The organism is Bradyrhizobium genosp. P (genome assembly GCF_049949265.1).
Lineage (GTDB): Bacteria > Pseudomonadota > Alphaproteobacteria > Rhizobiales > Xanthobacteraceae > Bradyrhizobium.
Genome location: NZ_CP188195.1, coordinates 3,461,750 through 3,484,640, shown reverse-complemented (window position 1 = coordinate 3,484,640; position 22,891 = coordinate 3,461,750). Strand labels below are relative to the sequence as shown.

The window sequence follows — 22,891 nt, the reverse complement described above, 5'->3', positions numbered from 1 at the left end:
AAAGCGCAGTAGCCGTTCGCACGCTTGCAACGTAGCTAGAGGACAACGCAGGGTTTTCCAATTGCAATGATCGCCATGCCCAGAGACGGTCAATATGCGGCCTGGTTCCGGACACCGCGCGGCGAAGGCACCGGCATCGTCTATCTCGCAAACGGCACGATTTCCGGCGGCGACTGCATGTTCGCCTATGGCGGCTGCTATGAGGTCGACGAGGACCGCTTCACCGCGACGTTGACGACGCGCAGATACGCCGACGGCCCGACCACCGTGTTCGGCTGCGACGAGGTCGAGGCGCTGTTGACGGGCAAGTTCAACGGCACCACCGCGGTGTGCTCGGGAACCGCCAGGCAGGCGCCCGGCGTGCGCTTCGAGGCCACGCTGTTCCTGCAGCAGCAGGAGACGCCACCCGCGCCTGCTCCAAAATCTCCGCCGGCGCAGGCGGGTCTGGCGCGGCTGCCGAAAATCCCCGCCAACCGCCGCATGGCAAAGCAGTTCATCAGCAAGCGCTTCGGCTGAACCCGCGAAGCGATGCCCGTGGCGTCTTTCGGCGCGGGCAGGCGTACGCCATGGCGATCAGGAACAAGTTCCCTCGCCGCGCATTACCGTGAATGACCCGCTATTTCTTCGATTACCGCGACGCGAACGGCGTCATCAAGGATGAGATCGGCGAAGATCTTCCCAGCGTGGACGCAGCGCGGGAAATGGCTTTGGCCGCGCTGGGCGACGTTGCGCGCGATATGACACGGCAGGGGCACGAAGATCGACTGATGATCGTGGTCAGGGATGGCGAGCATGCCGTCGCGGCCGCGACCGTCACCATGTCGACCAACCGCCTCGAACCTGGAGAAGAGTAAATTCCCGTGCTGCATTTGCAGCCGGATCAGGCCTGACTGACCAGCATCTCGGTCAGACCAAACGATGCTTACATCCAACTTCGGGGACGAGCGAGCCATGCACAAAAAGCTGGTGACGCGCCTGCAGGCCGGCGCTGGCATTTCCGATCAGGACCGTGCGGCGCTGGCAGCGCTCCCGCATACGATCCGCACACTCGGTGATCGCGACTGCCTGCTGAAGGAAGGTGATGCCGCGGACCGCTGCGTCGTCCTGATCAGCGGCTTCCTGTATCGCCGAAAGATTATCGGCGATCGTGGCCAGATCCTGTCCCTGCATGTCCCGGGTGACATACCCGATCTGATGACGTTGTATTTGCCGGTGATGGACCATGACCTTTGCAGCGTGGGACAAAGCACTGTCGCCTTGATCGCGCATTCCGCGCTCAGAACGTTGCTGGATGGCTCTCCGTCTCTCGTCCATGCGCTTTGGCGCGAAACATTGCTCGACGCCGCGAGTTTTCGCCAATGGGTCGGAAGCCTGGGCTCCCGGGACGCAATCCAGCGAATTGCCCACGTTTTTTGCGAGATCGCAGCGCGGCTCGAGTTCGTCGGGTTGCTCAACGAGAACAGCTTCGCCTTCCCGTTGATCCAGGCCGACATCGCGGCCGCCTGCGGTCTCTCGGCTGTGCACACCAACCGCACCTTGCAGGTTCTCAGGCAACGAAAGCTGCTGGAATGGCGTGACCACATCGTCGTGCTGCCGAAACGCCGGGAGCTTGAGAAATTGGCCGACTTCAATCCTGACTACCTGCAACCGAAGGCGCTGCTTGCTTGAAGCAATGCGCGAGCGCGCGTCATGCCTTCTTGCGCTTGGTCGCGCGAGCCGGCGCCGATGCCTTCTTCGCCGGCTTGTTTGATTTGGCCTGATTGAACGCGATCGCGGCGCGGATGAGGGCCTTTAGGGCGCGCTCATTGACCTTGTCACCCTCGAGGAAATCGATCGCACGACGCGCGTTGCCTTCCAGCCCGGCGTTGAACAGTCTGTCGGGATCCGGCAGGCTCGCCCCGTACATGAAGGTCAGTTTCACCTTCCCCTTGTGGGCATTGCCGACCGCGATGATGCCGTCGCGCTCCCACACCGGGCTTCCCATCCACTTCCATTCCTCCGTAATCTCAGGGTCGGCGCCGAGGATGCTCTTGCGCATGCTGGCGAATGTCTTGCTACGCCAATCAGTAATGCCGGCAATCAGCTGGTCGATGCGTTCTGAAGGAGTCATTGGATGTACCCGTATTCTGATCCTGCTTTATGCAACCACACTCAGGATGCCCGGGTCGATCCCCCACGCATCCGCCACGGCCGCAGATAGGGCAACGCGAACAAGTACAGACCGCTGAGTAGCAGGAGGATCAGCGGGAACAGCGCCAGCAAGCCGATCCAGACGGCCTGGTGCTGCTGGATCATCGCGACGACGTTGACGATGACGGCCAGCGTAAATGCGATTGAGAGCCAGCGGTGGGTTTGGCGTAACAGGTTACTCCAGTTCAATGAGACCTCCTCATGTTGCGAAATATATAGAGTTTCGTCATTGCGAGGAGCGTAGCGACGAAGCAATCCATTCATCCGCTTGCGTGGCGCAATGGATTGCTTTCGCGGAGCCTATCATCCGGTGGCGCTTCGCGCCGACCGGGTGGCTCGCCAATGACGGCAATAGAGCGTGACGCCACCTCACTCCGGCCGCGCCAGGATCTGATCGAGCTTTCCAAGGAACTGCTTCCATCCGGCGTGGGCGCCGCCGTAGGCCTGCTTCTGGCTCGGCTGGAAACCGGTCTGCTCCACGCGCAGGTGGGTGCCGGTGTGCGTCGGCGTCAGCGTGAACGTCACCACGCTCTCCAGATTGAAGGCCGCGTCCTCGTGCGCGAAATTCCAGGTGTAGGACAACGTCTTGTTCGGCTCGACGGCCAGTACCTTGCAGTCCAGCACGCCGCCCCAGTCGCCGCGCAGATTGAAGCTGTGCCCAACGACCGGCTTGAAGTCGTTCTTCATCAGCCACTCCTCGATCAGATGCGGTTGCGTGAGCGCGCGCCAGAGTTTTTCCGGGGGATGGGAGATGTCGCGCTCGACAATCACCGAGCGTGTTTCAGTTTGGGGTTTGGTCATTGGTCCATCCTTTTGAGGAGGTCTTCGAGATGGTCGAACCGGTTCTGCCAGAAGTTGGCCATCTGGCCAGTCCAGTCGATCAGCGGCGCCAACGCACTGAGTTGCGCGCTGTAGTGGGTCTGGCGTCCCTCATGGCGGTCGCGCACCAGCCCGGCCTGCTTGAGAACGCCGAGATGCTTTGAGACCGCCGGCTGCGAGACGCCGGCCCGCGCCGTCAGGGCCCCGACCGTCTGCTCGCCGTCGCGGCACAATCGCTCGAAGATCGCCCGCCGGGTCGGGTCGGCAAGCGTCCTGAACAGAATATCGTGAGCATGAGGCATTTGTATTCATAACTCGCTGGCTATGGGTATATTTATAACGATTGAGTTATGAGTAAGTCAACCGGCGTTTCAGATATGCTAGCTCTCCGTCATTCTGGGCCATGGCACTGATTTGCCCGACGGCGCAAGGTCTCGCGCGAAAAATATTCCGATTTTCAGAAGTGCAACTCAGTGCTATAGATTTGTCCGTCTCACCCGATTGAGGGGCGCTTCGCGGTCGTCACGAGTGTTGCGGTGGGATGCGGTGGACGCTGATGTCGCGATTGACGATCGTGGCAGATAGCGGACGGCGAAGTCGTGCAGGCCTGACGCCCTAGTGGCAGGTGTCTCATCGGCGAGGGACTAACATCCCTGCTGATGGCGGTGACAAGCAAGCCCAGTCTCACCGGGGAGAGCACGTATAAGCCGTAACCCATCGCGCAGGAAAAGCCGGGTTGTTTCCGGTTACACCTGTGGTCCTACCCCGGTGCTTTTTGTTGCAGCGGGCCCATGGGTGCAATCGGCACCCGGCTTTCCCTGCGCCCTCTGCTAGAGGAGAGGGCAAACGAAATGCAAAACTCGGACAAATCGTGTCGCGAGAACGCGAATGTATGGCTCGCAATCCGCGCAACAAATTCGGTGTCGTCCCGGGCTTGACCCGGGACCCAACCACAGCTCTGAATTGTTCTGCGATGCTGTGGCTACAGCTTACTTCAACAACACAATCCTGTGGTTGATGGTGTGGACGGCCCCCTACGGCATCAGTGTGCCAGAATGAGGTTGTTGCAAATCTCAGACAAGGGAGCCGTCCGTGAGAGAGATTATCCGCATTGGAATGGATACGTCGAAGTATATTTTTGTGCTGCATGGGGTTGATGCGGCGGAACAGCCTGTGTTGCGCAAGAAGCTTGCGCGCAAGCAGGTGCTGGAGTTCTTCGCCAAGTTGCCGCCGACCGTGATCGGGATGGAGGCCTGCGGGGCCTCGCACCATTGGGCACGGGAGCTTCGCAAGCTGGGCCACGAGGTGAAGTTGATGGCGCCGCAATTGGTGAAGCCCTATGTGTCGCGGAACAAGAACGACGGTCGGGATGCGGAGGCGCTGTGTGAAGCGATGAGCCGGCCGAGCATGCGGTTCGTGCCGGTCAAGACGGTCGAGCAGCAGGCCGCGCTGATGCTGACGGGTGTCCGCGCTGGATTGATCGCCCGGCGCACCCAGCTCGGCAATATGATCCGCGGCCATGCGGCGGAGTTTGGCCTGATCGGGGCCCAAGGGACCGACAAGATCGAGCCGCTGCTGGCGCGGATTGCGCAGGACGAGACGCTTCCTGCCCTGGCACGCGAGCTGTTTACGGTGCTGGGCCGCGACTACACCAGACTCGTGGGCGAGCTGCAGGAGATCGAAGCCAGATTGATGGCCTGGCACCGCTCCGACGCCGTGGGCCGGCGTCTGGCGCAGATCCCTTCTGTCGGGCCGATCGTTGCAACGACGCTCGTGATGAAGACACCCGATCCCCATGCTTTCCGCTCCGGCCGTCACTTCGCAGCCTGGCTCGGCCTCCCCCCCCCAGGATCACTCCACCGCCGGCAAAACCAGGCTTGGCAGGATCACGCGGGCGGGCGACGAGGACCTGCGCCGCCTGCTGGTGATCGGGGCAACGGCGGTCATCCAGCAGGCCAGACGCGGGCGCGGCCATCACTCGCGCTGGCTGCTGGCCCTGATCAAGCGCAAGCCACCGAAGCTTGCCGCCGTGGCGCTCGCCAACAAGGTGGCCCGCATCGCCTGGAAGCTGATGGCGACCGGCGAGAGTTATGACGCCGCACGGATCAATGCCACCGCGGCAGTCGCCGTCTAACAGATTGGCCGGCTGGCGGGCTCGCTCGTCAGCCGACCCGGAGCTGCAGGAGCAGATGGAGCGATCGATCGAGCAACGATGCGAGACAGTCCGTGGGACCCATCGGCCGTCAACAGGCCGCGTGGTTGTTTGGAACTCGCATCGCGCAAACCATCTTGGCCAGCGATCCAACCGATCGCACTCAAAAGGCCGGACATATGGATGCAAGCGATCCGATCCGCTCAAAAAGCTCTTGTGCCACGGGGCCGTCCACATATGGGTCCCTGCTTTCGCAGGGACGACAGTGAGATTGGGGCCGCATTGGTGCACCCTGGCCGCAACGAGATCAAAAACACACTTGAATCGCGCCGGATCACAGCCACAATCGCTTGGCCCTCGCTGACGGAGAACCCTGATGTGCCAGTTTTGCGAAGCCACCGCTCCCGCGCCAACGTCCCGCCGAGTTTTCCTTGCTGCCGGGGCTATCGCCGCCTGTCTCGCCTTCGGGCCACAGGCCTTCGCCAAAGAAACAAAACCACCGCCAAAGCCCGAGAACCTGCTGTCGCCGGATGCCGCGCTGGACCGGCTGATCAAGGGCAATGCCCGCTATGTCGAGGGCGTTTCGCGCCGGCATGACTTCACGCATGAGCGCGAGGCGCTGGCCGGCGGGCAAAACCCGTTCGCCGGCATCCTGGGCTGCGCCGACTCGCGGATCGCGCCGGAATATGCCTTCGACAGCGGCCGTGGCGATCTGTTCGTCTGCCGCGTCGCCGGCAATTTCGCCAATGACGAGAGCGTCGCGAGCCTGGAATACGCCGTCGCCGTGCTCAACGTTCCGCTATTGATGGTGCTCGGTCACGACAGCTGCGGCGCTGTCGACGCCACCATCAAATCGCTGAAGGACAACACCACGCTGCCTGGACATTTGCCCTCGCTGGTCAGCGCGATCGCGCCCGCGGTGAAGGCGACCGAAGGCAAGCCCGGCGACCGGCTCGCAAATGCGATCCGGCAAAACGTCATCGACAACATTGCAAAGCTCAAATCGGCAACGCCGATCCTCAGCGCCGCGGTCGACCAGGGCAAGCTCAAGGTCGTCGGCGGCATCTATCGCCTCGGCGACGGCAAGGTCGAGCTGATCGTGTGATTGGAGCGGACGAGGCGGCTACAAATTCGGTGTCGTCCCTGCCTAGTGCGCAATTGCGCACTAGGCAGGGACGACATCATTATGCGGAGACAGGCTCACGACGCCACCTCACGTGAACGTCGCCTCCACCTTGCCGAGACCATCGAGCTCCATCACCACGGCGTCGCCCGCATTCAGCCAGATCGTCTTGACCAGGCTGCCGGTCAGCACGATCTGCCCGGCATGCAGGCCCCTGCCCTCGGCCGCGAGATGATTGGCAAGCCAGGCCAGCGCATTGTGGGGATGGCCGAGCACGTCGGCGCCGGTGCCGCGACCGACCTCTTCGCCGTTGATGATCGCGCGGCCGGTCACGCTGAGCAGCTCCGGCGCTGTGTTGCGTGGCACCGCCGGACCGAGCACGCAGCCGGCGGCGAAGAAGTCGTCGGCGATCAATGTCGGCGCGCCGAGCGTCTCCCATTTGACGTAGCGGTCGTCGACGATCTCGATCGCGGGATGATAGGCCTCGATCGCTTCCGCGACCCATTCGGCCGTGAACGGCGCCTCGCCGGCGGCGAGATTGCGCGCCAGCCTGACCGCAATCTCGCACTCGACGCCGACATGGACGAAGTCGCCGGCCGCCAGTCGCACACCGCTGTCGTGCACGACCTTCTCGAACACGCCGCCGCCGCAGGGGTGCGGGATGTCGAGATATTGCTGCATCACCGCGCTGGTGCAGCCGATCTTGTAGCCGACGAGACCGCCGACCTGGGAGCGCAGCAAATCGTGCAACGCGCGCTGCACGGAATAGCCCTCGGCTTCGTCGCGCGGCACGACGTCCTTTGCCAACGCCTTCAGCGGCGCGCGGCTGCGGCGGGCGGTGGCGATCGCCTTGGCAGCCGCCAGAATCCTGTCCATCGGCACAGCCTCCCTGTCGTGCTGTTGGCTCGGGGCAATTCAGCACTCAGGGACGAGTCTGGCAAGCGCGCCAAGCAATGCGTGCGGTCACGCCTTGACGAGGCCGAGCTTGATCAGGCTCTCGGCGGTTGCGACGAGCATCTCCTCGTTGCCGCGCGGGCTCCAGCCGAGCAGGTTTCGCGCCTTCGCGCCGGTCGAGCTCCGGACCTTGCCCAGCAAAGGCAGGGCCGCGCGCGCCAATGGATTGCGCCGCGCCGCGAGCCGCATCAACCAGTCCGGCGCCTGGAACCACGGCACACGCCGCGCCTTGCTGCCGAGCTTGGCTCGCAGGATGCGGGCGACCTGCAGGATCGACATTGTTTCACCGGAGACTGCGAGGAAGCGCTCACCCTTCGCTTTGGGCGATGTCATGGCGCGCAGATGCAAATCGGCGACGTCGCGCACGTCGACGAGGCCGAAATAGATTCGCGGCACCGCCGGCATCGCGCCGTCGAGTAGCGCCTTGATGATGCCGATCGATTCCGAGAAGTCCGGACCCAGCGCCGGGCCAAACACCGCAGTCGGATTGACCACGGCGAGTTCGAGGCCATTTCCTTCGCGCGCGATGAAATCCCAGGCCGCACGTTCGGCCAGCGTCTTGGATTTCGGGTAGGCCTGTACGCCGTCGCCGTCGAGGTTGGTCCATATGGTCTCGTCGAACGGCGTCGCGCGCGGCGGATGGCCGTAGCCGACCGCCGCAAAGGAAGACGTCAGGACGACGCGTTTCACCCCGGCATCGCGTGCGGCCCGCAGCACGCGCAAGGTGCCTTCGCGCGCCGGGACGATCAGCTCATTCTCGTCCTCGGGCGTGTGGGCCAGCAGCGGCGAGGCCACGTGCAGCACATAGTCGCAACCGGCCGCCGCCGCGCGCCAGCCCTCGTCGCGCGTCAGGTCGGCGGCGACGAAGCTGACCTTGTCGGGCGCGGCTGCGCCGCCCTCGCGCAACATCGCGACCACATCCTTGCCACGATCAAGGTTGCGCACGGTGGTCCGCACCTCGTGCCCGGCGGCAAGAAGCTGCAGGATGACGTGCGCCCCGATGAACCCCGACCCGCCCGTGACCAAAACCGTGCTCATTTCGTCGCCCTCCGTGTTTGCCCGGCGGCGCCAATATCGCGCCGCCCAGCCTGCACAGGCCGCATCTGGTCACTATTTGAACCTGCACAAGTAGGATGAATTTCGAGACTGGTATGGAAAACAATACTACCGAAGAGTGTGACAGCCCCGATTGCGGCGGCTGCCCCGATCCTGCCGCGCTGATCACGTTCAGGCAGGCGATCCGCGCGCTGAGCGGCAAGTGGAAGCTCGAAATTCTCGGCACGCTGGTCGACGGCGGCGTGCGGTTCGGTGCACTGCGCCGCGCGCTCGCGCCGATTACCCAGCATATGCTGACGGCCCAACTCCGCGAGCTCGAGCGCGACGGGCTGGTCTCGCGAAAGTTGCTCGCCGCAAAGCCGCTGCAGGTCGAGTACGAGCTGACCGACCTGGCGTGGGGTCTGTTGCCGACATTCCGCGAATTGCTGGCGTGGTCAAAGACCTACGGCATCGGCCAGAGCGCGGTGACAAGCGAGGCGACACTCGGAGCCGGGATGGCCTGAGTGTCATCTGGCGGTCCGTTGCCTAGCCCGTGCCAAGCGCGCGCCGCATCCATCGGAACTCCGCGATACGCGAAGTCTGGCCGGCTCATTCGGTTCACTGGAATCCCGCAAGCCAAAGCGCGCGGGGCCGATCAGTGCTTCCGGGTGGAAGCGCAATCAGCCCAGGAAAAAGACCGAAGCGATGTTGAGAGTACGTGTCATCATGGCAGCGCGACCCTACAACCGGCGCGCGCCGGGATCAGTGTGTGGCGATCAGCCGCCACTACTCGTCGCGGTAGACCTTCTCGCGCTTCTCGTGGCGTTCCTGCGCTTCCACCGACAACGTCGCGATCGGACGGGCTTCGAGCCGCTTCAGCGAAATCGGCTCGCCGGTTTCCTCGCAATAGCCGTAGGTGTTGTCTTCGATACGCTGGAGTGCTGCGTCGATCTTGGAGATCAGCTTGCGCTGACGATCGCGGGCGCGAAGCTCGATCGCGCGGTCGGTCTCCGAAGACGCGCGGTCGGCAAGGTCGGGATGATTGACGTTTTCTTCCTGCAGCGTCTGCAGCGTGATCTTCGATTCGCGGAGGATCTCGTCCTTCCAGGCCAGGAGCTTGGCGCGGAAATAGTCGCGCTGCCGCTCATTCATGAAAGGCTCTTTTTCAGTCGGCCGGTAGTTCTTCAGCTTTTCCAAAGGCAGCCATGTCCCTGTCAGGCGGAGAGGAAATTACCTCTCCGCGCGGCGCCTTATATAGCCATGACATGTGACAGACAATGCCTGCCACCGGGAAACGGGGGGTACCCCCAAGGCCTTGCACAGGCAAAACTATCCGCCCCGGCCGGGAGCCACCCCGCCGCCTCAATAGCCGACCGTGAAACGCCGGCGGAGATGGGCCGGGCGCTCGATTTCGTCGGCGAGTGCAACTGCGAAATCCTCGAACGAGATCGAGCTTTTCCCGTCGGCTGCGGTCAGGAGCTGGTCGGTCCCGAGGCGGAACTTAGCCGTCCGCTCGCCCGCCACGAACAGGGCCGAAGGCGACAGGAAGGTCCAGTTGAGTTCCCGCTGCTGGCGCAACAGATCGAGGAAAGCGCCGCCCGCCTCGGCTTCCGCCTTGTATTGGGCCGGGAAGTTCGGGGTCGTGACCAGCCGGACGCCGGGCGCCACCTCGAGGCTGCCGGCACCGCCGACCACCAAATAGCGGCCGACCCTGGACTCCCGGGCTGCCCCGATCAGCTTGGCCGGGTCGCTGGCCGTGAAATGGACCGAGCTGATCGCCGCGTCATGACCGGCCCAGAGCGCGGCGAGCCCGGCCTCGTCACGCACGTCGCCGCTTTTGGCCGTCACGTTGGGCAGGTCGGCGATCTTTTCCGGGTTGCGCGCGATGGCGGTCACGGTGTGGCCGCGGCGGGCGAGTTCCGCTGTGATGCGCGAACCGGCCTGGCCGGACGCGCCGACGATGGCGATCTTCATCTCAAATCTCCGATTAGGTGGTTTATGATGGTGACTAGATAGCGAAACGGATGTAGGTGTGAAGAGCGCACTTATCCGTCACCTGATTACACCGGAGTAACCGCGATGAAAGCCGCCGCTCCCAAACCGGACGCCTATTCGGCCGGTTGCCCGACGCGCCATATCCTCGACCGGGTCGGCGACAAATGGGCGGTGCTGATCCTGCTGCTGTTGCGTAGCGAGCCGATGCGATTCAACCAGCTCCGCCGCGCCATCGAAGGCATCTCGCAGAAGATGCTGTCACAGGTTCTGAAGAGTCTCGAGCGTGACGGGTTGCTCCGCCGCCACGCGATCGCAACCGTTCCGGTCACGGTGGAATATTCGATCACGCCGCTCGGGGTGACGCTCGCCGCCGCGGTCGATCCGTTGCGCGACTGGGCCGAAGGGAATTTGAAGGAGGTGCTGGCTGCGCAACGCCGCTACGACGCCCAGCGCAAGGAGCTGGCGGCCTGAGGCGAGTTGTGGATGCTGGAGAGTTAGTACTGCCCGGCCTTCAGTATTGTCCAGCTTTGGCGAGTTCGACTTCGACGCGCAGCTCGATCTCGCCCAGTACGGCGTCGAGGCCGGGATCGCCGGAGGATTCCTTGAGGTTCGCGGCCGCGCTGCGCAGCCGGTTCACCGTGGAAGCATCGAAGCTGCCGGACAGCAGTCCGAGCTTGAGATCGTCGAGCACGTCGAGCGCGCCCTTGCCGCGGGCCACCGAGCGCTTGCGGCGTTCGCTCGGGTCCTCCACGCCCTGCAACGCGAGCAGCGCATCGAGACTGGTTGCGGCCTTTGGCGCCGCGGTGGCGCGGACGTCGTCGGTATCAGCCGTCGATGTCGTATCGGGCAGCGAGAAGCCGGACGAAGAGGTACGGCGCGTGCTGCTGGTGGACGTGCCAAGCGTGGTGCCGTTCGGTCCGTAAATGCGCATCGTGATGCTCTCGCTGTCGTCGCCGCGAGCATCGCCGCTTTATGGTTAACGGTGCGTAAACGACCCGGCAATTTCTGCCGCTGCACGGCAGTTTCGCGCGGGCTGGGAAACCGGGGCGAAACGGCAACTCGAGAATTTCGATCGATATATCAACGTATTGCCCCTGCGAAACAACATGGCACAGGGCTCGCATGGTTAATGGCGGATCACCGTCATGGGAGTGTCGCGTGTTCCGCGAGTTAGGTTTGAGGGGAGCACTGGATGCCCGGCGTCCGTTCGGCAAGACTATTGGGACTGGCCTGCGCCGCGCTGCTGGCGCTGGCGTGTTCCGCCATGCCCGCGGCCGCGACGTCGCGGATCAAGGATCTCGCCAATATCGAGGGCGTGCGCCAGAACCAGCTGATCGGCTATGGCCTCGTGGTCGGCCTCAACGGCACCGGCGACACGCTCAACAACATCCCCTTCACCAAGCAATCGCTGCAGGCGATGCTCGAGCGCATGGGCGTCAACATCCGCGGCGCCACGATCCGCACCGGCAACGTCGCCGCCGTGATGGTCACCGGCAATTTGCCGGCCTTCGGCACCCAGGGCACGCGGATGGACGTCACTGTGTCCGCGCTCGGCGACTCCAAGAATCTGCAGGGCGGCACCCTGCTCGTCACCCCGCTGCTCGGCGCCGACGGCAACGTCTACGCGGTGGCGCAGGGCTCGCTCGCGATCTCCGGCTTCCAGGCCGAAGGTGACGCCGCCAAGATCACGCGCGGCGTGCCGACGGTCGGCCGCATTGCCAACGGCGCCATCATCGAACGCGAGATCGAGTTCGCGCTCAATCGTCTGCCCAATGTTCGGCTCGCGCTGCGCAACGCCGACTTCACCACCGCCAAGCGCATTGCCGCCGCGGTCAACGACTATCTCGGCGTCAAGACCGCCGAGCCGATCGATCCCTCCACCGTGCAGCTCACGATCCCTCAGGAGTTCAAGGGCAACGTCGTCGCCTTCCTGACCGAGATAGAGCAGTTGCAGGTCGAACCGGACCTCGCGGCCAAGATCGTGATCGACGAACGCTCCGGCATCATCGTGATGGGCCGCGACGTCCGCGTCGCCACCGTTGCCGTCGCGCAGGGCAACCTCACCGTGACGATCTCGGAGAGCCCGCAGGTCAGCCAGCCCAATCCGCTGTCGCGCGGACGAACCGTGGTGACGCCGCGCAGCAGTGTCTCGGTCACCGAGGACGGCAAGAAACTGGCCGTCGTGAAGGACGGCGTCTCGCTGCAGCAGCTCGTCGACGGACTCAACGGCCTCGGCATCGGGCCGCGCGATCTCATCAGCATCCTGCAGGCGATCAAGGCCGCCGGCGCGATCGAAGCCGACATCGAGGTGATGTGATGACGAGCCTGATCAACAGCACCCCGAGCAGCATGCCGAAGAACGCCGTGATGCCGATGCTCAACGGCCGCGCCGATCCTGCGCTGCAGGACCCAAGCGCCACAGGCAGCATGCCGAAAGAGGCATTGATGCCGATGTTCAAGGGCCACCCCGATCCCCAGCTGCAGGATGCGCTCAAGAAGGTGTCGCCGCAGGCGCAAGCCAAGGCCAAGGCGACCGCGACCGATTTCGAATCGATGTACCTGAACTCGATGTTCTCGCAGATGACGAGCGGCCTGAAGGGCGACGGACCTTTCGGCGACACGGTCGGCACCGGCGTCTGGCGGTCGATGCTGACCGACCAGTATGCGAAGAACTTCGCCAAGGCCGGCGGTGTCGGGATTTCCAACGAAGTGTTCCGCTCGCTGATCATGCAGCAAGCGAACCACAGCTAATTCGGCCCCCGAGGAGAAGCACGATGAATCAGCGTCACCAGCAGCGGCCAGCACCCACCCCCGCCGCGCGGCCCGCGACGTCGACGCCTCCTGATGTCACGAGGCTCGCCAAGGAGCTGATCGACGTGATGAGCGCGCTGCTCGGCGTCGTCGAGCAGGAGACCGAGCTGGTGCGCGCCGGCGAGGTGCGCGAGGGGATGCGGCTCGAGGTGCAGAAGGCGGACTTGTCGCGGCGCTACATGATCGCGGTGGAGCATCTGAAATCCATGCAAAAGATGCTGTCGCAGACCGAGCCCGAACTGGTGGCGACGATACGGCGCCATCACGACACATTCCGCGCCATGCTGCAGGTCAACTTGACGGTGCTTGCGACCGCGCACGCGGTCTCCGAAGGGATCGTGCGTGGCGTCAACGCCGAGGTGCAGCGTCGCAATATTCCGAACACCTACACCGCGGCCGGAAAGCGCGCAGCGCCCGGCCCGCGCAACATGACGCCGCTCTCCGTCAGCCGTTCGCTCTGAACGCCCGCGCAATTCGTACAATTTGATTCAATTCGCCGCGCGCCGATCAGCGCGACGTTCAGCGTGTTCCCTAACAGCCTGTAGAGAGGTTCCCCGTAGAGTTGCGGATTGGGAAGGGTTGGGATTTGACTCAAGCAAACTAGTGCCGGTGCACTAAGAGGCTACCATGAGTACGGATTTCAACATCAAGCCGGTGGGCGCACCGGTCGCGGCGCCGATGATATCACCCGCGAGCCAGACGACGCAGAAGGCGATTTCGACCGAACTGCCGGCAAGCCAGAGCGTCACCGCTCCGGAACCGAGCGTGCGCGTCCGTATCGACTCGAACGCGGCCAATGCCTCCCAATCAAATCAGGCTGCAACGAAGGATCAGGTCGTCATCGATCACGACGCAGGCGAAGTGGTCTACCAGGTGGTCGACAATCGCACGAACCTGGTGGTGCGGCAGTTTCCGGAAGAGGCGGCGTTGCGCCGCCGCGCCTATTTCCGCACGCTCGACCTGAGCAAGGATGCGTCGCCGCGCGTGCCCGCAACCGATCGCCAGGTTTGAACGGGCCCGAACAGCGAACAACGAACCGTCAGGTCGCCTGCGTGGCGTAGGCCTGATCCAGATAGGTCGATCCGGTCGCCGGATCGCTAACGACGTTCTTGATCAACGCCGTGCCCGACTGGGTCAGCGTGAACTTCGTATCACCGATCCGGAATCCGTTGTCCTTGATCAGCACGTCCTGATACTTGCTGGTGCCGTCGCTCTGATAATGAACCTTGGCACGGAAGCCAGAGACGTTTGACACCGTGATGTTGAACGACTTGTTGTTGGCGTACTTGCCGCTCCAGCTGCCCTGATAGAGCTTTGGATCGACATCCACGTAGGGCGTGCTGGATGGTACCGTCAGTCCGACGGTCTTGAAGTTGGCCGACAGGATGCTCAGCAGATCGGCCATGGCGGGCCTCCTTCGACAACAGATCGATCAGCCGCGGCCGGACAGGCCGGCGGCGAGATTGCAGTTGATATCGATCAGCGACTTCAGCTTCGCGGGATCGGGATTCATCTGCATGTCGATGGTCTGCTTCATCACGAACACGCCGATATTGGCGATGTTCTGCCGGATCTCGAGCGGCTGCGGATTGTCGTCGCCCTCGGCCGCGCTAATGAAGATCGACCACAGGCGGCGGTTGAACAGCAGCGCGTTGTCCATCTCCTTGCCAGGACCGGTCCAGTTGGTCTGGACGTCCTGCAGCTGCCGGGCCGCCTTCAACAACGCCTGCGCTTCGATTTCACGTGGAGACGCCGTCGTCGTGGACGTGCGGGCGTAGGCCTTAGCTGCATTCGACATTCAATGACCTCGGTGGAAGCGAATTTCTTGGGCCGCGAGACTGCAAACGTTTCTCGATTTATATGCCAGAAACGCATTTAAATATGGTTAGCAGCCGTTACCAAATGTGCCTTTCGCGCGGCAACAACCGACGCTGCTGCGCCGCCAAAGAAAAACGGCGGGGTTTCCCCCGCCGCTTCGAAACCGCTTGTGAGGTCGCTTAGCGGAGCAGTTGCAGCACGCTTTGCTGGCTCTGATTGGCGAGCGCCAGTGCGGAGACCGCGATCGACTGGCGGGTCGACAGCGCCTGGCTGTTCGCCGCTTCCTCGTTGGTATCGGCCAGCGTCAGGTTGGACGAACCGGTCTGCAGCACGTTGATCAGGTTCTTGGAGAAGTCCTGGCGAATCTGCACCACCGACAGGTTCGAACCCAAGGTCGAGGCTTCGCTGCGCAACGTGGAGCTCGCCGAGCCCAGCGCGGTCAGCACCTTGTTCGCCGAGTTGTTGTCGAGGAAATCGGTCCCCGACGTCAGCGAGCCCAGACCCAGGCCCGAAGCACCGAAGGTCACGCCGGTGATGCTGAGCGTGGACTTGCCGGTTTCGTTGAAGGTCAGCTTCAGGCTGTCGCCATTCAATAAATTAACACCGTTGAACGAAGCATCCTGAGCTGTGGTCGTGATCTGCGCGATCGTGTTGTTGTATTGGGCCACCAGACCGGCGCGCGCCGACTGCGAGGCCTGATCGGCGACCGGAGCGGTCGCGGTACCAAACGTCGCGGTGCCGCCGCCGGTGCTGAGCGTCACAGCGCCGATCGTCGAAGAGGCCGCATCGTTCGTCGTGGTGATCACGAGCTTGTTCGAGCTGTCGAGGCTGGCGGTCAAATTGCTGGCTGCCAGCGACGCATTCAACTGCGCAAGCGAGTTGCTCGCACCGAAGGTGAAGGTGAAGGCGGGCTGGCCGGCAGACGCCGCGACAGACAGGACGTCGCCGCTCTTTATGGTAGTGGCGTCGACGAGGTTCGCGGCCGTGCCGCCGAGCGCCGCCGCGGAGCTGACGGTCGACCGGGTCGTGTACCCGACTGGGCTCTGCAGCACCTGGTTTGCGATCGACTTCGCAGTATCGACCAGTTTCTGCAGCGAGGTGATGCCGGTGTTGGCCGCCTGCAGGACCTGCACGCCGTTGCCGATGCCGTCGAGCAGGTTGTTGATGTCGCTGGCACGGTTGTCCAGCGATTGCGCGGTGAAGAAGTTGGTCGGGTTGTCGAGCGCCGTATTGACCTTCTTGCCGGTGGCGAGACGGTTCTGCGTGGTCGAGAGCAGATCGGCGGTTGACTGGAGGGAGAGCAGGTTCTGACGAACCGACGCGGAGAGAACGAGATTGGACATTTTCATACCTTTCTGGTGTGAAACTGAGGGAACGACCGCTCCAATCCTTTCTGATCGGGCGGATCGCCAATCCTCCGCACAAGCCGCCAAGGAAACAGAAATCTCCGCGGCGGCATTTAAGACAAATGCCCGAGAATAAAATTGCTGCGACCAGGCGAATTCGACCCCGAAAACTACTGAGACGGCCGCCAATTCCTGCCCGGCCCCACCGCCCAAGCCTGATTTACCAAGCGTTAACCATCATGGGAAAGGATCGCTGCAGCATCCGCCCACAGCCGCAATGGCGACTGCTAAGCAGAGCCGACATCACATCCGATTTGCTGCAACGACGTCCTAAGCAGCCGGCGGCAAAGGAGAACGGTCATGGCCTTGAAGGTCGAACTCAAGCCCAACGAGCGCATCATCGTCGGCAATTGCGTGATCACCAACACCGATCAGCGCGCCCGTCTCCTGATCGACGGCGACCGGATTCCGATCCTGCGCGAAAAGGACATCCTGACGCCCGAGACCGCCGACACGCCGGCGAAGCTCGTCTACCTCGCCGTCCAGCTGATGTACCTGTCGCCGGACCCGATGGCGCACCATCCGACCTATTTCAGCCTGGTGCGCGACATTCTCACCGCGACGCCAAGCGCCTGGCCGTTCATCGAAGGCATCAACAACTGCATCCTCAACGGCGATCTCTATCACGCCCTGAAGGAATCGAAGAAGCTGATCGGTCACGAAGAGAAGCTGCTTGAAAGCGCGCGGAGCCTGCAAGCCGCCGATCAGGACGATACCCGCAAGAGCGCGTGAGCGCTTACTCGCACTGACAACAAAAAAAGACCTCCACACGGAGGCCTTTTTGCTTTTCGGACTCGAACTCACCGGTCAGCCGATCGGCAGATATTTGAGCAGCGTCGTCTGGTACAGCATCGACGTGGTCTGGTACGACGCCTGCAGGCTCGTCTGCAGCGCCAGGATCTTGGTCGCGACCTCGTCCTGGTTGACGCCCTCGATCGAGTCGAGCATCGTCTGCGCCATCCCCTTGAGCTGGGTCTGGCGGTCCGTCGCCGATTTGACCGACGTTTGAGCTCCGGCGAGTTCTGCCTGCACGTCCTGGATCTGCTGCTGGCCATTCTGCGGAGCGAGCTTCGCCGAGACTCGCTGCGCCAGGGCCGTCACCTGCGCATTTGCATTCGGATTGCTGGCGTTCGTCGTGACCGCCGCATAGACCGCGACGTTCTGCAGCAGCTGGCGGAACGCCTGCTCGTTGGCGCGCGCGCCGTACTGCACCGAGATCGATTGGTCGACCTGCGCGACCGCCGTACCGCGCGCGGAATCCGTGCCGTTCTCGCCGGTGTACCAATACACGGTGTTCGCCGGCGTCCCGGCCACCAGGCTGGTCGCGGTGTTGAACGGCGGCCCGCCGACGCGCAGCGGCGCCGGGGTCGCCGTCGTGTTGTTGGCGATGCCGAGCGAGGCGAGCGCCGCCTGATTGGAGCTCGAGATCGACAGGTTTTGGCCATCGGCGCCGTGCAGCGCGATCGCACCGCTGCTGATGGTCGAGGAATTGCTGGTTCCGGTGATCTGGTCGATCTTCGCCATCAGCGTCTGAACGCTGTCGGTGACGTTGAGCTGGTTGCCTGTCGCGCCCGAGGTCACGAAGGTGATCGGCGTGCCGTTCACGGTGATGGTGTCGCCGGCTGCGAAGCTCGTCGCCAGCGAGTCCGTGCCCGCTGCGCCCGACAGCTGCGTCGGTGTGTTCTGACTGTTGACCGCGGAGCCGGAAATCGTCGCTACCGGATTGAAGAAATTGTTGGACGCAGCGATCGCCGATGCCGCGACCAGCGAGGTATCGCTCAACGTCTGGATCGACGATTTCAACGTCGCTTGCAGGTTCGCTGTCGTGGCTGATGTGTCGGCGCCAATCAGGAACGAGCCCGATGGCGGCGGGTTCGTCGTGGTCGCCGTCAGTTCGATCGCTTCCGTCGTACCGTCGGGCAGCGCGAAATTGAACTTGACCTTGTCGCCACTGCTCGGATTGACGGCACCAAGATCAACCGCGGCGGCCTTCGGCGTGCCGGTCGGCTGCGTCACGGTGGCGCCGGTCAACGACGACTGGACCGACAGGAGCCTCAAGCCGAATGCCGAGCCGTCCTCGGCGACGCTGGTCACCGTCGTCGTCGCCGGCGGCAACGAGACGGTCTGGTGACCCATATTGTTGACGCCCTGATCGGCCTGTTTGCGCTCGTTGATCAACTGCGTGAGGCCGGCCTGCGTGGCGGTGCCGTTGAGCATGGTGTCGGCGGGAACCGTGGCCGGCGTATCGGTGGCGCGGCCGGAAAACAGGTATCGATCGCCCGACTGACTATTCAGCATCGCAACCGCATTGGCGAATGCGGCCTGCGCCGTGATCTGACCCGAGGTCTGGCCACTGTTGTTGAGCGTCAGCGTGGCCGTCGTCGATGCGTTCTTCACTTGGGTGCCGATATTGGACAATCCCTGCAGTGCCAGATTGGCGACGCTCAGCCGCGTGTTGACGTTGGTCGCGGTGTCGGAAAAGGCGTTGATGCCGCTGATCTGGGCGCGCAGGCTGAGCGCGAAGCCGCGGTCGAGCCCCTGCCCGGCATAAGTCGTCGACACCTTGCCGGTCGCAAGCTGCGTCGTCAGGTCGTTGAGCTGACTCCGCAGATTCAGGATCGTGGAGCCGATATAGGAGGTCCTGTCGCTAACGCCGCTGATCGCCATTCAACTCTCACATAATCTGCAGCAGCGTGTCGTACATCTGCTTGATGGACGACATCACGCGCGCGTTGGCGGAATAGGCATTCTGCAGCGCGAGGAGATGAGCCATCTCGTCGTCGATATTGACGCCGGAGGTCGCGCTCATCTTGCTCTGCAGCGTGTTGAGCACGACGTCCTGTCCGTCGGCCAGCTGCTTGGCGGCCGTTGCTGACTCGCCCTGCTGGCTGATGAACTGCTTTGCGAGATTCAGCAGCGTGCCGGTGAAGGGAGCATTGGTGGTGCCGAGGCCGGTCTGTGCCGAATAGCTGTAGGTCCCCGTCGACAGCTGCGACAGTATGAAATTGGCGCGCGTGGTATCGCCGGCCGGCGTCGCCGGATTGGTCGCGTATACGACGGTACGCGAGGGATCTCCGACCAGCGCGGTGTTGACGCTGATGCGCCCGGCGAGGCCGGTCATCTGCGAACCGTTGGCGGTGATCGCGCCGGTGTAGAGCCCGCCATTGTCGGTGAACAGCGGAAGCTGCGCACCGCCACCAGTGAGCGAGGATGCCGTCGTGGTGACGGATGCCGCCGTCACGTCGGAACGGTTGGCGACGCCGTCATCGAGCACGCGCAACGTCGATCCCGACGGGTTGGAGAACTGCAGCCCCGAGGTCGTGCCGAGTGCCCCGTTGAGCTGCGACAGCACCGAGCTCATGCCGCCCGAAAAATCGACCCCGAGCACCTCGTCGTTCGGATCGACAGTCGCGGTGTTGCTCAGCGGCAGCACGCTCGGATCGTCGACACGGACAATCGACACATTATGTGTCGCGCCGGTGGTGTTGTCCTTGTAGCTGAGATGGATGACGTTGCCGCTCTGCAGCCCGGAGAGGTCGAGGTCGTAGCCGGATTGCGCGCCCGCTGACGCCGCGGTGCCGGCGGTGGTCTTGTCCGACAGCGCGCTTGCCATCGACGCGGCGAACTGGTCGACCTGCGTCTGCGCTTTGACCAGGGTATTGTCGCGCAGATCGAGCAAGGCAGCGATCTTGCTGGAGCGGATCGAGTTGGTCGACACCAGATCGTAGCTGCCGCCATGCGGGAACGTGATGCTGATGGTGCCGACATTGCTCTTGGCCGGATCGGAATTGTACAGCGTATTCGGCGTCACCGTGCCCTGCGCGTTGAAGCTCAGCTTCGCAGCCTCAGTGCCGACCAGTTGCACGCCGGAATTGGTGAACACCGTCACCTGGTTCTGGTCATTGGTGACGGTGCGGATATCCATCAACTGCGACAGCTGCGTGACGTACTGATCGCGCTGATCGAGCAATGCGGCGGTCGAGGCATCGGTCATGCCGCCGGATTGCAGCTGCTTGTTGATGGTGGCGATCTGCGTCAGCGCATTATTGGCGGTGTTGACGGAATCGCTGATGCCGGCCTCGGCGTTGGCGCGCAGGCTCTGGATGCCCTGCGAGGTCGCATTGAGCTGCTGCGCCATCGACTGCGCGGCGTTGACGACGCCGATGCGCGCCGACTGCGAGTCGGGGCTGGTCGACAGGCCCTGGACCGCGGTCAGGAACTTGCTATAGGCGTCCTCGATCGTGCCCGTGGAGTCGGGATTGCCATACACGCTCTGCAGATTGGCCAGATAGTCCGAGCGGACGTTGGCATAAGCCGCTCCCGACGTCTCGGTGCGAAGCTGGGTCTGCAGATACTGGTCGAGCTGGCGGTTGACGCCGTTGAGGAGAACGCTAGATCCGTAGTCCCCGGTCGTGCCTGCGACCTGGTTCAGCGTCTTCTTGACGTAGCCGGGCGTCTCCGAATTGGCGACGTTCGACGACACGAGCGAAAGCGAGGCCTGCGTAGCGCGCAGGCCCGACATCGCAGTGGAGAGGGCTTGGCTCAAACCCATGACTTGCTACTCGCCTCTAACTTCATGCCGCATGCGCGACCGTCCGGATCAGCGCATGACGTTCAGGAGATCCTGCACCATCGAGTTGGTGGTCGTGATGACCTTGGTGTTCGCCGAATAGGCCTGCTGCGTGACGATCAGCTTGGTGAACTCGTCGGCGATATCGGTGTTGGACGATTCGAGCGAGGAGCCCACGATGGTGCCCGCGTTGCCGAACAGCGCCGCGCCGGACTCGTCGGTTGCCTCGAACGCGCCGCCGTCGATACGCTTCAGGAAGTTGGTGCCGTTGAAGGTCGCAACCGAGATCTCGGCAAGATCGATGTTGCGGCCGTTGGTGTAGGTGCCGACGATCCGGCCGTTGGTGGAGACGCTGACCGACTGCAGCTGGCCGGCGGGGAAACCATCCTGCTGGATCTGGTTCACCTGGACGTTGCCATTAGAGTCCGCGAACTGGGTCACGCCGCCGGTGCCGAAGTTGATCACCGGGCTGCCGAGCGACACGCCGTTGACGACGGCGTTGCCGAGCGTCACCGACGGGATCGCCGGCGACATCTGGCCGCTCGACGAGAAGGTGAAATTGACGTTGGCATTCTGCCAGGCGACCTGCGTGCCGGTGGCATTGGGATTGACCTGATAGAACAGGTTCCAGGTGTCGGTGTGTCCGGCGCCGATCGAGGCGCTGTCCGCTTTGGCCCAGCGCAATTGCAGGTTCACTGGCGCGCCGGAGACGTCGTAGGCCGTGACCGAGCCGCCGGCGATGGATTCGTCGCGAAAGGTCGAGGCGTCGTTGCCGACCACCTGGCCGGTGCCGACCGTTCCGCCGCCGCCCCGGTTTGCGATCGCCTTGCCGCCGGCAAAGCCGAGCGAGGCGAAGGCGGTCGAGTTCGAGGTCGTGATCGAGAGATCGGCTGACGTGCCCGAATGGAGGGTGATTGCGCCGCTCGTGATGCTCGACGGCGTGGCGGTGCCGCTGAGGGTGTCGATCTTGCTCAGCAAGGTCGAGATGTTGTCGGTGATGTTGAGCTGGTTGCCAGTCGCACCCGAGGCGACAAAGGTGAGGACGGTGCCATTGACCGTGATGGTGTCGCCCGCGGCAAAGCTCGCGCTGATCGAGTCGGTGCCGGCAGCACCCGACAGCGCGGTGTTGCCGGTATTGGCCACCGACGGCGTCGCCTTGTTGTTCTGGACCGTGCCCGATGTCGAAGAGTCGGTGTAAGGCGCTGCCGGCGTGCCCAGCACCAGCGGATTATGCCCGGAGCTGAACGAACCCGGCCGCAGCAACTCGGAGCCGGGAACCGAGGCGTCATGCTGGGTGGTCAGCGGGTACGACGCGAGGTTGGCGCGGTAGTCGATCTTGGTGGTTTGCTGCGCCGGCAGGAAGTCGTTGGCGAATTTCAGCACTTGCGGCGAAGAGCCCGCCGGGTTGCCGGTGGTCGGGTCGATCGGCACGCCTTCCAGATAATAGCCGGCACCGTTGACGAGGTTGCCATTCTTGTTGAGCTGGAAGTCGCCGCGGCGGGTGTAGCGGTCGACGCCGTCGAACACGGGCGAGCCATCGGAGAAGCTGCCGGGCTTCTGCACCGCGAAGAAGCCATTGCCGTTGATCGCCATGAAGGTTGCGACCGAGGCGGACTGCACGTCGCCCTGCACCGTGTTGGTGGAGCGGGACTGCGCGGTGACGCCGCCGGCAAGCTGCGCCGTCAGCGCAGTCTGCGGAACGAGGTCGAGGAAGGAGGTGTCGATGCGCTTGAACGCCGTGGTCTGCGAATTGGCAATGTTGCCAGAGATGTTTTCGAGGGCATACGACTCTGCGCGCAAGCCGCCGACAGAGGTCGTAAGAGCGCCGAAGATACCCATGACATGTTCTCCAAATCGATTCCCGGCCGCTCGCGTTCAGAAAATTGGCCGCACCGGCGAAGCATGTCGCAATTGCCGTGCCAGGAAACAAAATGTAACAACATCATGCGCTTGAAAAAAAAGCCCCGGCCGTTAGGCCGGGGCACAATTGCCGGGCGGGCAACAATTGCCGGGAAAAG

Annotated in this window: 27 protein-coding genes and 1 pseudogene; 12 read left to right on the top strand and 16 right to left on the bottom strand. The window is 63.3% G+C overall.

Going from position 1 to position 22,891, the window contains the following annotated elements; translation table 11 throughout:
- The first annotated feature begins 75 nt into the window (after positions 1 to 75).
- A complete protein-coding gene (locus ACP2YO_RS16805) occupies positions 76 to 516 on the top strand; it encodes a hypothetical protein (RefSeq protein ID WP_426441815.1) in 441 nt (146 codons plus the stop codon).
- A 92-nt stretch (positions 517 to 608) separates the two neighbouring features.
- Positions 609 to 854 (top strand): DUF6894 family protein, encoded by a 246-nt coding sequence (locus ACP2YO_RS16800; RefSeq protein ID WP_426441814.1) that lies wholly within the window; start codon positions 609 to 611, stop codon positions 852 to 854.
- 52 nt (positions 855 to 906) lie between these two features.
- Here the strand turns inward: ACP2YO_RS16800 and ACP2YO_RS16795 are convergent, their stop codons facing one another.
- A complete protein-coding gene (locus ACP2YO_RS16795) occupies positions 907 to 1,269 on the bottom strand; it encodes a hypothetical protein (RefSeq protein ID WP_426441813.1) in 363 nt (120 codons plus the stop codon).
- A 63-nt stretch (positions 1,270 to 1,332) separates the two neighbouring features.
- On the opposite strand from ACP2YO_RS16795, the gene ACP2YO_RS16790 reads away from it, so the two are divergent.
- Positions 1,333 to 1,668, top strand: coding sequence for a Crp/Fnr family transcriptional regulator (locus ACP2YO_RS16790; protein ID WP_426441812.1), 336 nt, complete (start codon positions 1,333 to 1,335; stop codon positions 1,666 to 1,668).
- Positions 1,669 to 1,687: 19 nt separating this feature from the next.
- Here the strand turns inward: ACP2YO_RS16790 and ACP2YO_RS16785 are convergent, their stop codons facing one another.
- From ACP2YO_RS16785 to ACP2YO_RS16770, 4 genes are all read right to left on the bottom strand, one after another.
- Positions 1,688 to 2,110: a DUF1801 domain-containing protein gene (locus tag ACP2YO_RS16785; RefSeq protein ID WP_426441811.1), complete on the bottom strand. Its 423-nt coding sequence runs from the start codon at positions 2,108 to 2,110 to the stop codon at positions 1,688 to 1,690.
- A gap of 41 nt (positions 2,111 to 2,151) precedes the next feature.
- Positions 2,152 to 2,379 (bottom strand): hypothetical protein, encoded by a 228-nt coding sequence (locus tag ACP2YO_RS16780; RefSeq protein WP_426441810.1) that lies wholly within the window; start codon positions 2,377 to 2,379, stop codon positions 2,152 to 2,154.
- A 180-nt stretch (positions 2,380 to 2,559) separates the two neighbouring features.
- A complete protein-coding gene (locus tag ACP2YO_RS16775; RefSeq protein WP_426441809.1) occupies positions 2,560 to 2,991 on the bottom strand; it encodes an SRPBCC family protein in 432 nt (143 codons plus the stop codon).
- Positions 2,988 to 3,311: an ArsR/SmtB family transcription factor gene (locus ACP2YO_RS16770; protein WP_426441808.1), complete on the bottom strand. Its 324-nt coding sequence runs from the start codon at positions 3,309 to 3,311 to the stop codon at positions 2,988 to 2,990. Before ACP2YO_RS16770 ends, ACP2YO_RS16775 begins: the two co-directional genes overlap by 4 nt.
- 790 nt (positions 3,312 to 4,101) lie before the next feature.
- Here ACP2YO_RS16770 and ACP2YO_RS16765 point away from each other — a divergent pair.
- Both ACP2YO_RS16765 and ACP2YO_RS16760 read left to right on the top strand, forming a co-directional pair.
- Positions 4,102 to 5,143, top strand: a pseudogene (locus tag ACP2YO_RS16765) (IS110 family transposase).
- A gap of 394 nt (positions 5,144 to 5,537) precedes the next feature.
- Positions 5,538 to 6,266: a carbonic anhydrase gene (locus ACP2YO_RS16760; protein ID WP_426441807.1), complete on the top strand. Its 729-nt coding sequence runs from the start codon at positions 5,538 to 5,540 to the stop codon at positions 6,264 to 6,266.
- 108 nt (positions 6,267 to 6,374) lie between these two features.
- On the opposite strand, the gene ACP2YO_RS16755 is transcribed toward ACP2YO_RS16760, so the two are convergent.
- A complete protein-coding gene (locus ACP2YO_RS16755; RefSeq protein WP_426441806.1) occupies positions 6,375 to 7,160 on the bottom strand; it encodes a 2-keto-4-pentenoate hydratase in 786 nt (261 codons plus the stop codon).
- Between the two features lie 87 nt (positions 7,161 to 7,247).
- Positions 7,248 to 8,276 (bottom strand): SDR family oxidoreductase, encoded by a 1,029-nt coding sequence (locus tag ACP2YO_RS16750; protein ID WP_426441805.1) that lies wholly within the window; start codon positions 8,274 to 8,276, stop codon positions 7,248 to 7,250.
- Between the two features lie 113 nt (positions 8,277 to 8,389).
- On the opposite strand from ACP2YO_RS16750, the gene ACP2YO_RS16745 reads away from it, so the two are divergent.
- Positions 8,390 to 8,797 carry a winged helix-turn-helix transcriptional regulator gene (locus tag ACP2YO_RS16745; RefSeq protein ID WP_426441804.1) on the top strand — a complete coding sequence of 136 codons (408 nt, stop codon included), beginning with the start codon at positions 8,390 to 8,392 and terminating at the stop codon, positions 8,795 to 8,797.
- 262 nt (positions 8,798 to 9,059) lie between these two features.
- Here the strand turns inward: ACP2YO_RS16745 and dksA are convergent, their stop codons facing one another.
- Positions 9,060 to 9,425 carry an RNA polymerase-binding protein DksA gene (gene dksA / locus ACP2YO_RS16740; RefSeq protein WP_171707889.1) on the bottom strand — a complete coding sequence of 122 codons (366 nt, stop codon included), beginning with the start codon at positions 9,423 to 9,425 and terminating at the stop codon, positions 9,060 to 9,062.
- 210 nt (positions 9,426 to 9,635) lie between these two features.
- Entirely contained in the window at positions 9,636 to 10,247 is a 612-nt protein-coding gene (locus tag ACP2YO_RS16735; protein WP_426441803.1) for an NAD(P)-dependent oxidoreductase, read from the bottom strand.
- 105 nt (positions 10,248 to 10,352) lie between these two features.
- On the opposite strand from ACP2YO_RS16735, the gene ACP2YO_RS16730 reads away from it, so the two are divergent.
- Positions 10,353 to 10,739, top strand: a complete 387-nt coding sequence (locus ACP2YO_RS16730) for a winged helix-turn-helix transcriptional regulator (RefSeq protein ID WP_426441802.1) — start codon at positions 10,353 to 10,355, stop codon at positions 10,737 to 10,739.
- 40 nt (positions 10,740 to 10,779) lie between these two features.
- On the opposite strand, the gene ACP2YO_RS16725 is transcribed toward ACP2YO_RS16730, so the two are convergent.
- Positions 10,780 to 11,199 (bottom strand): flagellar assembly protein FliX, encoded by a 420-nt coding sequence (locus ACP2YO_RS16725; protein WP_426441801.1) that lies wholly within the window; start codon positions 11,197 to 11,199, stop codon positions 10,780 to 10,782.
- A 261-nt stretch (positions 11,200 to 11,460) separates the two neighbouring features.
- Between ACP2YO_RS16725 and ACP2YO_RS16720 the strand changes: the two genes are divergently transcribed.
- The 4 genes from ACP2YO_RS16720 (at position 11,461) to ACP2YO_RS16705 (ending at position 14,090) form a co-directional block, all read left to right on the top strand.
- Entirely contained in the window at positions 11,461 to 12,585 is a 1,125-nt protein-coding gene (locus tag ACP2YO_RS16720) for a flagellar basal body P-ring protein FlgI (protein WP_426441800.1), read from the top strand.
- A gap of 110 nt (positions 12,586 to 12,695) precedes the next feature.
- Positions 12,696 to 13,019 (top strand): flagellar assembly peptidoglycan hydrolase FlgJ, encoded by a 324-nt coding sequence (flgJ, locus tag ACP2YO_RS16715; protein ID WP_426443222.1) that lies wholly within the window; start codon positions 12,696 to 12,698, stop codon positions 13,017 to 13,019.
- A gap of 23 nt (positions 13,020 to 13,042) precedes the next feature.
- Positions 13,043 to 13,540, top strand: coding sequence for a hypothetical protein (locus ACP2YO_RS16710; RefSeq protein WP_426441799.1), 498 nt, complete (start codon positions 13,043 to 13,045; stop codon positions 13,538 to 13,540).
- Positions 13,541 to 13,706: 166 nt separating this feature from the next.
- Positions 13,707 to 14,090 carry a flagellar protein FlaG gene (locus ACP2YO_RS16705; RefSeq protein ID WP_426441798.1) on the top strand — a complete coding sequence of 128 codons (384 nt, stop codon included), beginning with the start codon at positions 13,707 to 13,709 and terminating at the stop codon, positions 14,088 to 14,090.
- A 28-nt stretch (positions 14,091 to 14,118) separates the two neighbouring features.
- On the opposite strand, the gene ACP2YO_RS16700 is transcribed toward ACP2YO_RS16705, so the two are convergent.
- From ACP2YO_RS16700 to ACP2YO_RS16690, 3 genes are all read right to left on the bottom strand, one after another.
- On the bottom strand, positions 14,119 to 14,484 hold the full coding sequence (locus ACP2YO_RS16700) for a hypothetical protein (RefSeq protein ID WP_426441797.1): 366 nt from the start codon (positions 14,482 to 14,484) through the stop codon (positions 14,119 to 14,121).
- Positions 14,485 to 14,511: 27 nt separating this feature from the next.
- Positions 14,512 to 14,877, bottom strand: coding sequence for a flagellar biosynthesis regulator FlaF (gene flaF, locus ACP2YO_RS16695; protein WP_426441796.1), 366 nt, complete (start codon positions 14,875 to 14,877; stop codon positions 14,512 to 14,514).
- Positions 14,878 to 15,076: 199 nt separating this feature from the next.
- Positions 15,077 to 16,240, bottom strand: a complete 1,164-nt coding sequence (locus ACP2YO_RS16690) for a flagellin (protein WP_426443221.1) — start codon at positions 16,238 to 16,240, stop codon at positions 15,077 to 15,079.
- 363 nt (positions 16,241 to 16,603) lie between these two features.
- Between ACP2YO_RS16690 and flbT the strand changes: the two genes are divergently transcribed.
- Positions 16,604 to 17,035: a flagellar biosynthesis repressor FlbT gene (flbT, locus tag ACP2YO_RS16685; RefSeq protein WP_426441795.1), complete on the top strand. Its 432-nt coding sequence runs from the start codon at positions 16,604 to 16,606 to the stop codon at positions 17,033 to 17,035.
- A gap of 75 nt (positions 17,036 to 17,110) precedes the next feature.
- Here the strand turns inward: flbT and ACP2YO_RS16680 are convergent, their stop codons facing one another.
- Genes ACP2YO_RS16680 through ACP2YO_RS16670 form a run of 3 tightly spaced genes read right to left on the bottom strand, consistent with a single transcriptional unit; the run spans position 17,111 to position 22,712 of the window.
- Positions 17,111 to 18,970: a flagellar protein gene (locus ACP2YO_RS16680; RefSeq protein ID WP_426441794.1), complete on the bottom strand. Its 1,860-nt coding sequence runs from the start codon at positions 18,968 to 18,970 to the stop codon at positions 17,111 to 17,113.
- A gap of 7 nt (positions 18,971 to 18,977) precedes the next feature.
- The gene (flgK, locus tag ACP2YO_RS16675) at positions 18,978 to 20,855 is read right to left on the bottom strand and encodes a flagellar hook-associated protein FlgK (protein WP_426441793.1); all 1,878 of its coding nucleotides are present in this window, start codon (positions 20,853 to 20,855) and stop codon (positions 18,978 to 18,980) included.
- Positions 20,856 to 20,903: 48 nt separating this feature from the next.
- Complete coding sequence (locus tag ACP2YO_RS16670; protein WP_426441792.1) at positions 20,904 to 22,712, bottom strand: flagellar hook-basal body complex protein; 1,809 nt, start codon at positions 22,710 to 22,712, stop codon at positions 20,904 to 20,906.
- Positions 22,713 to 22,891: the final 179 nt, after the last annotated feature.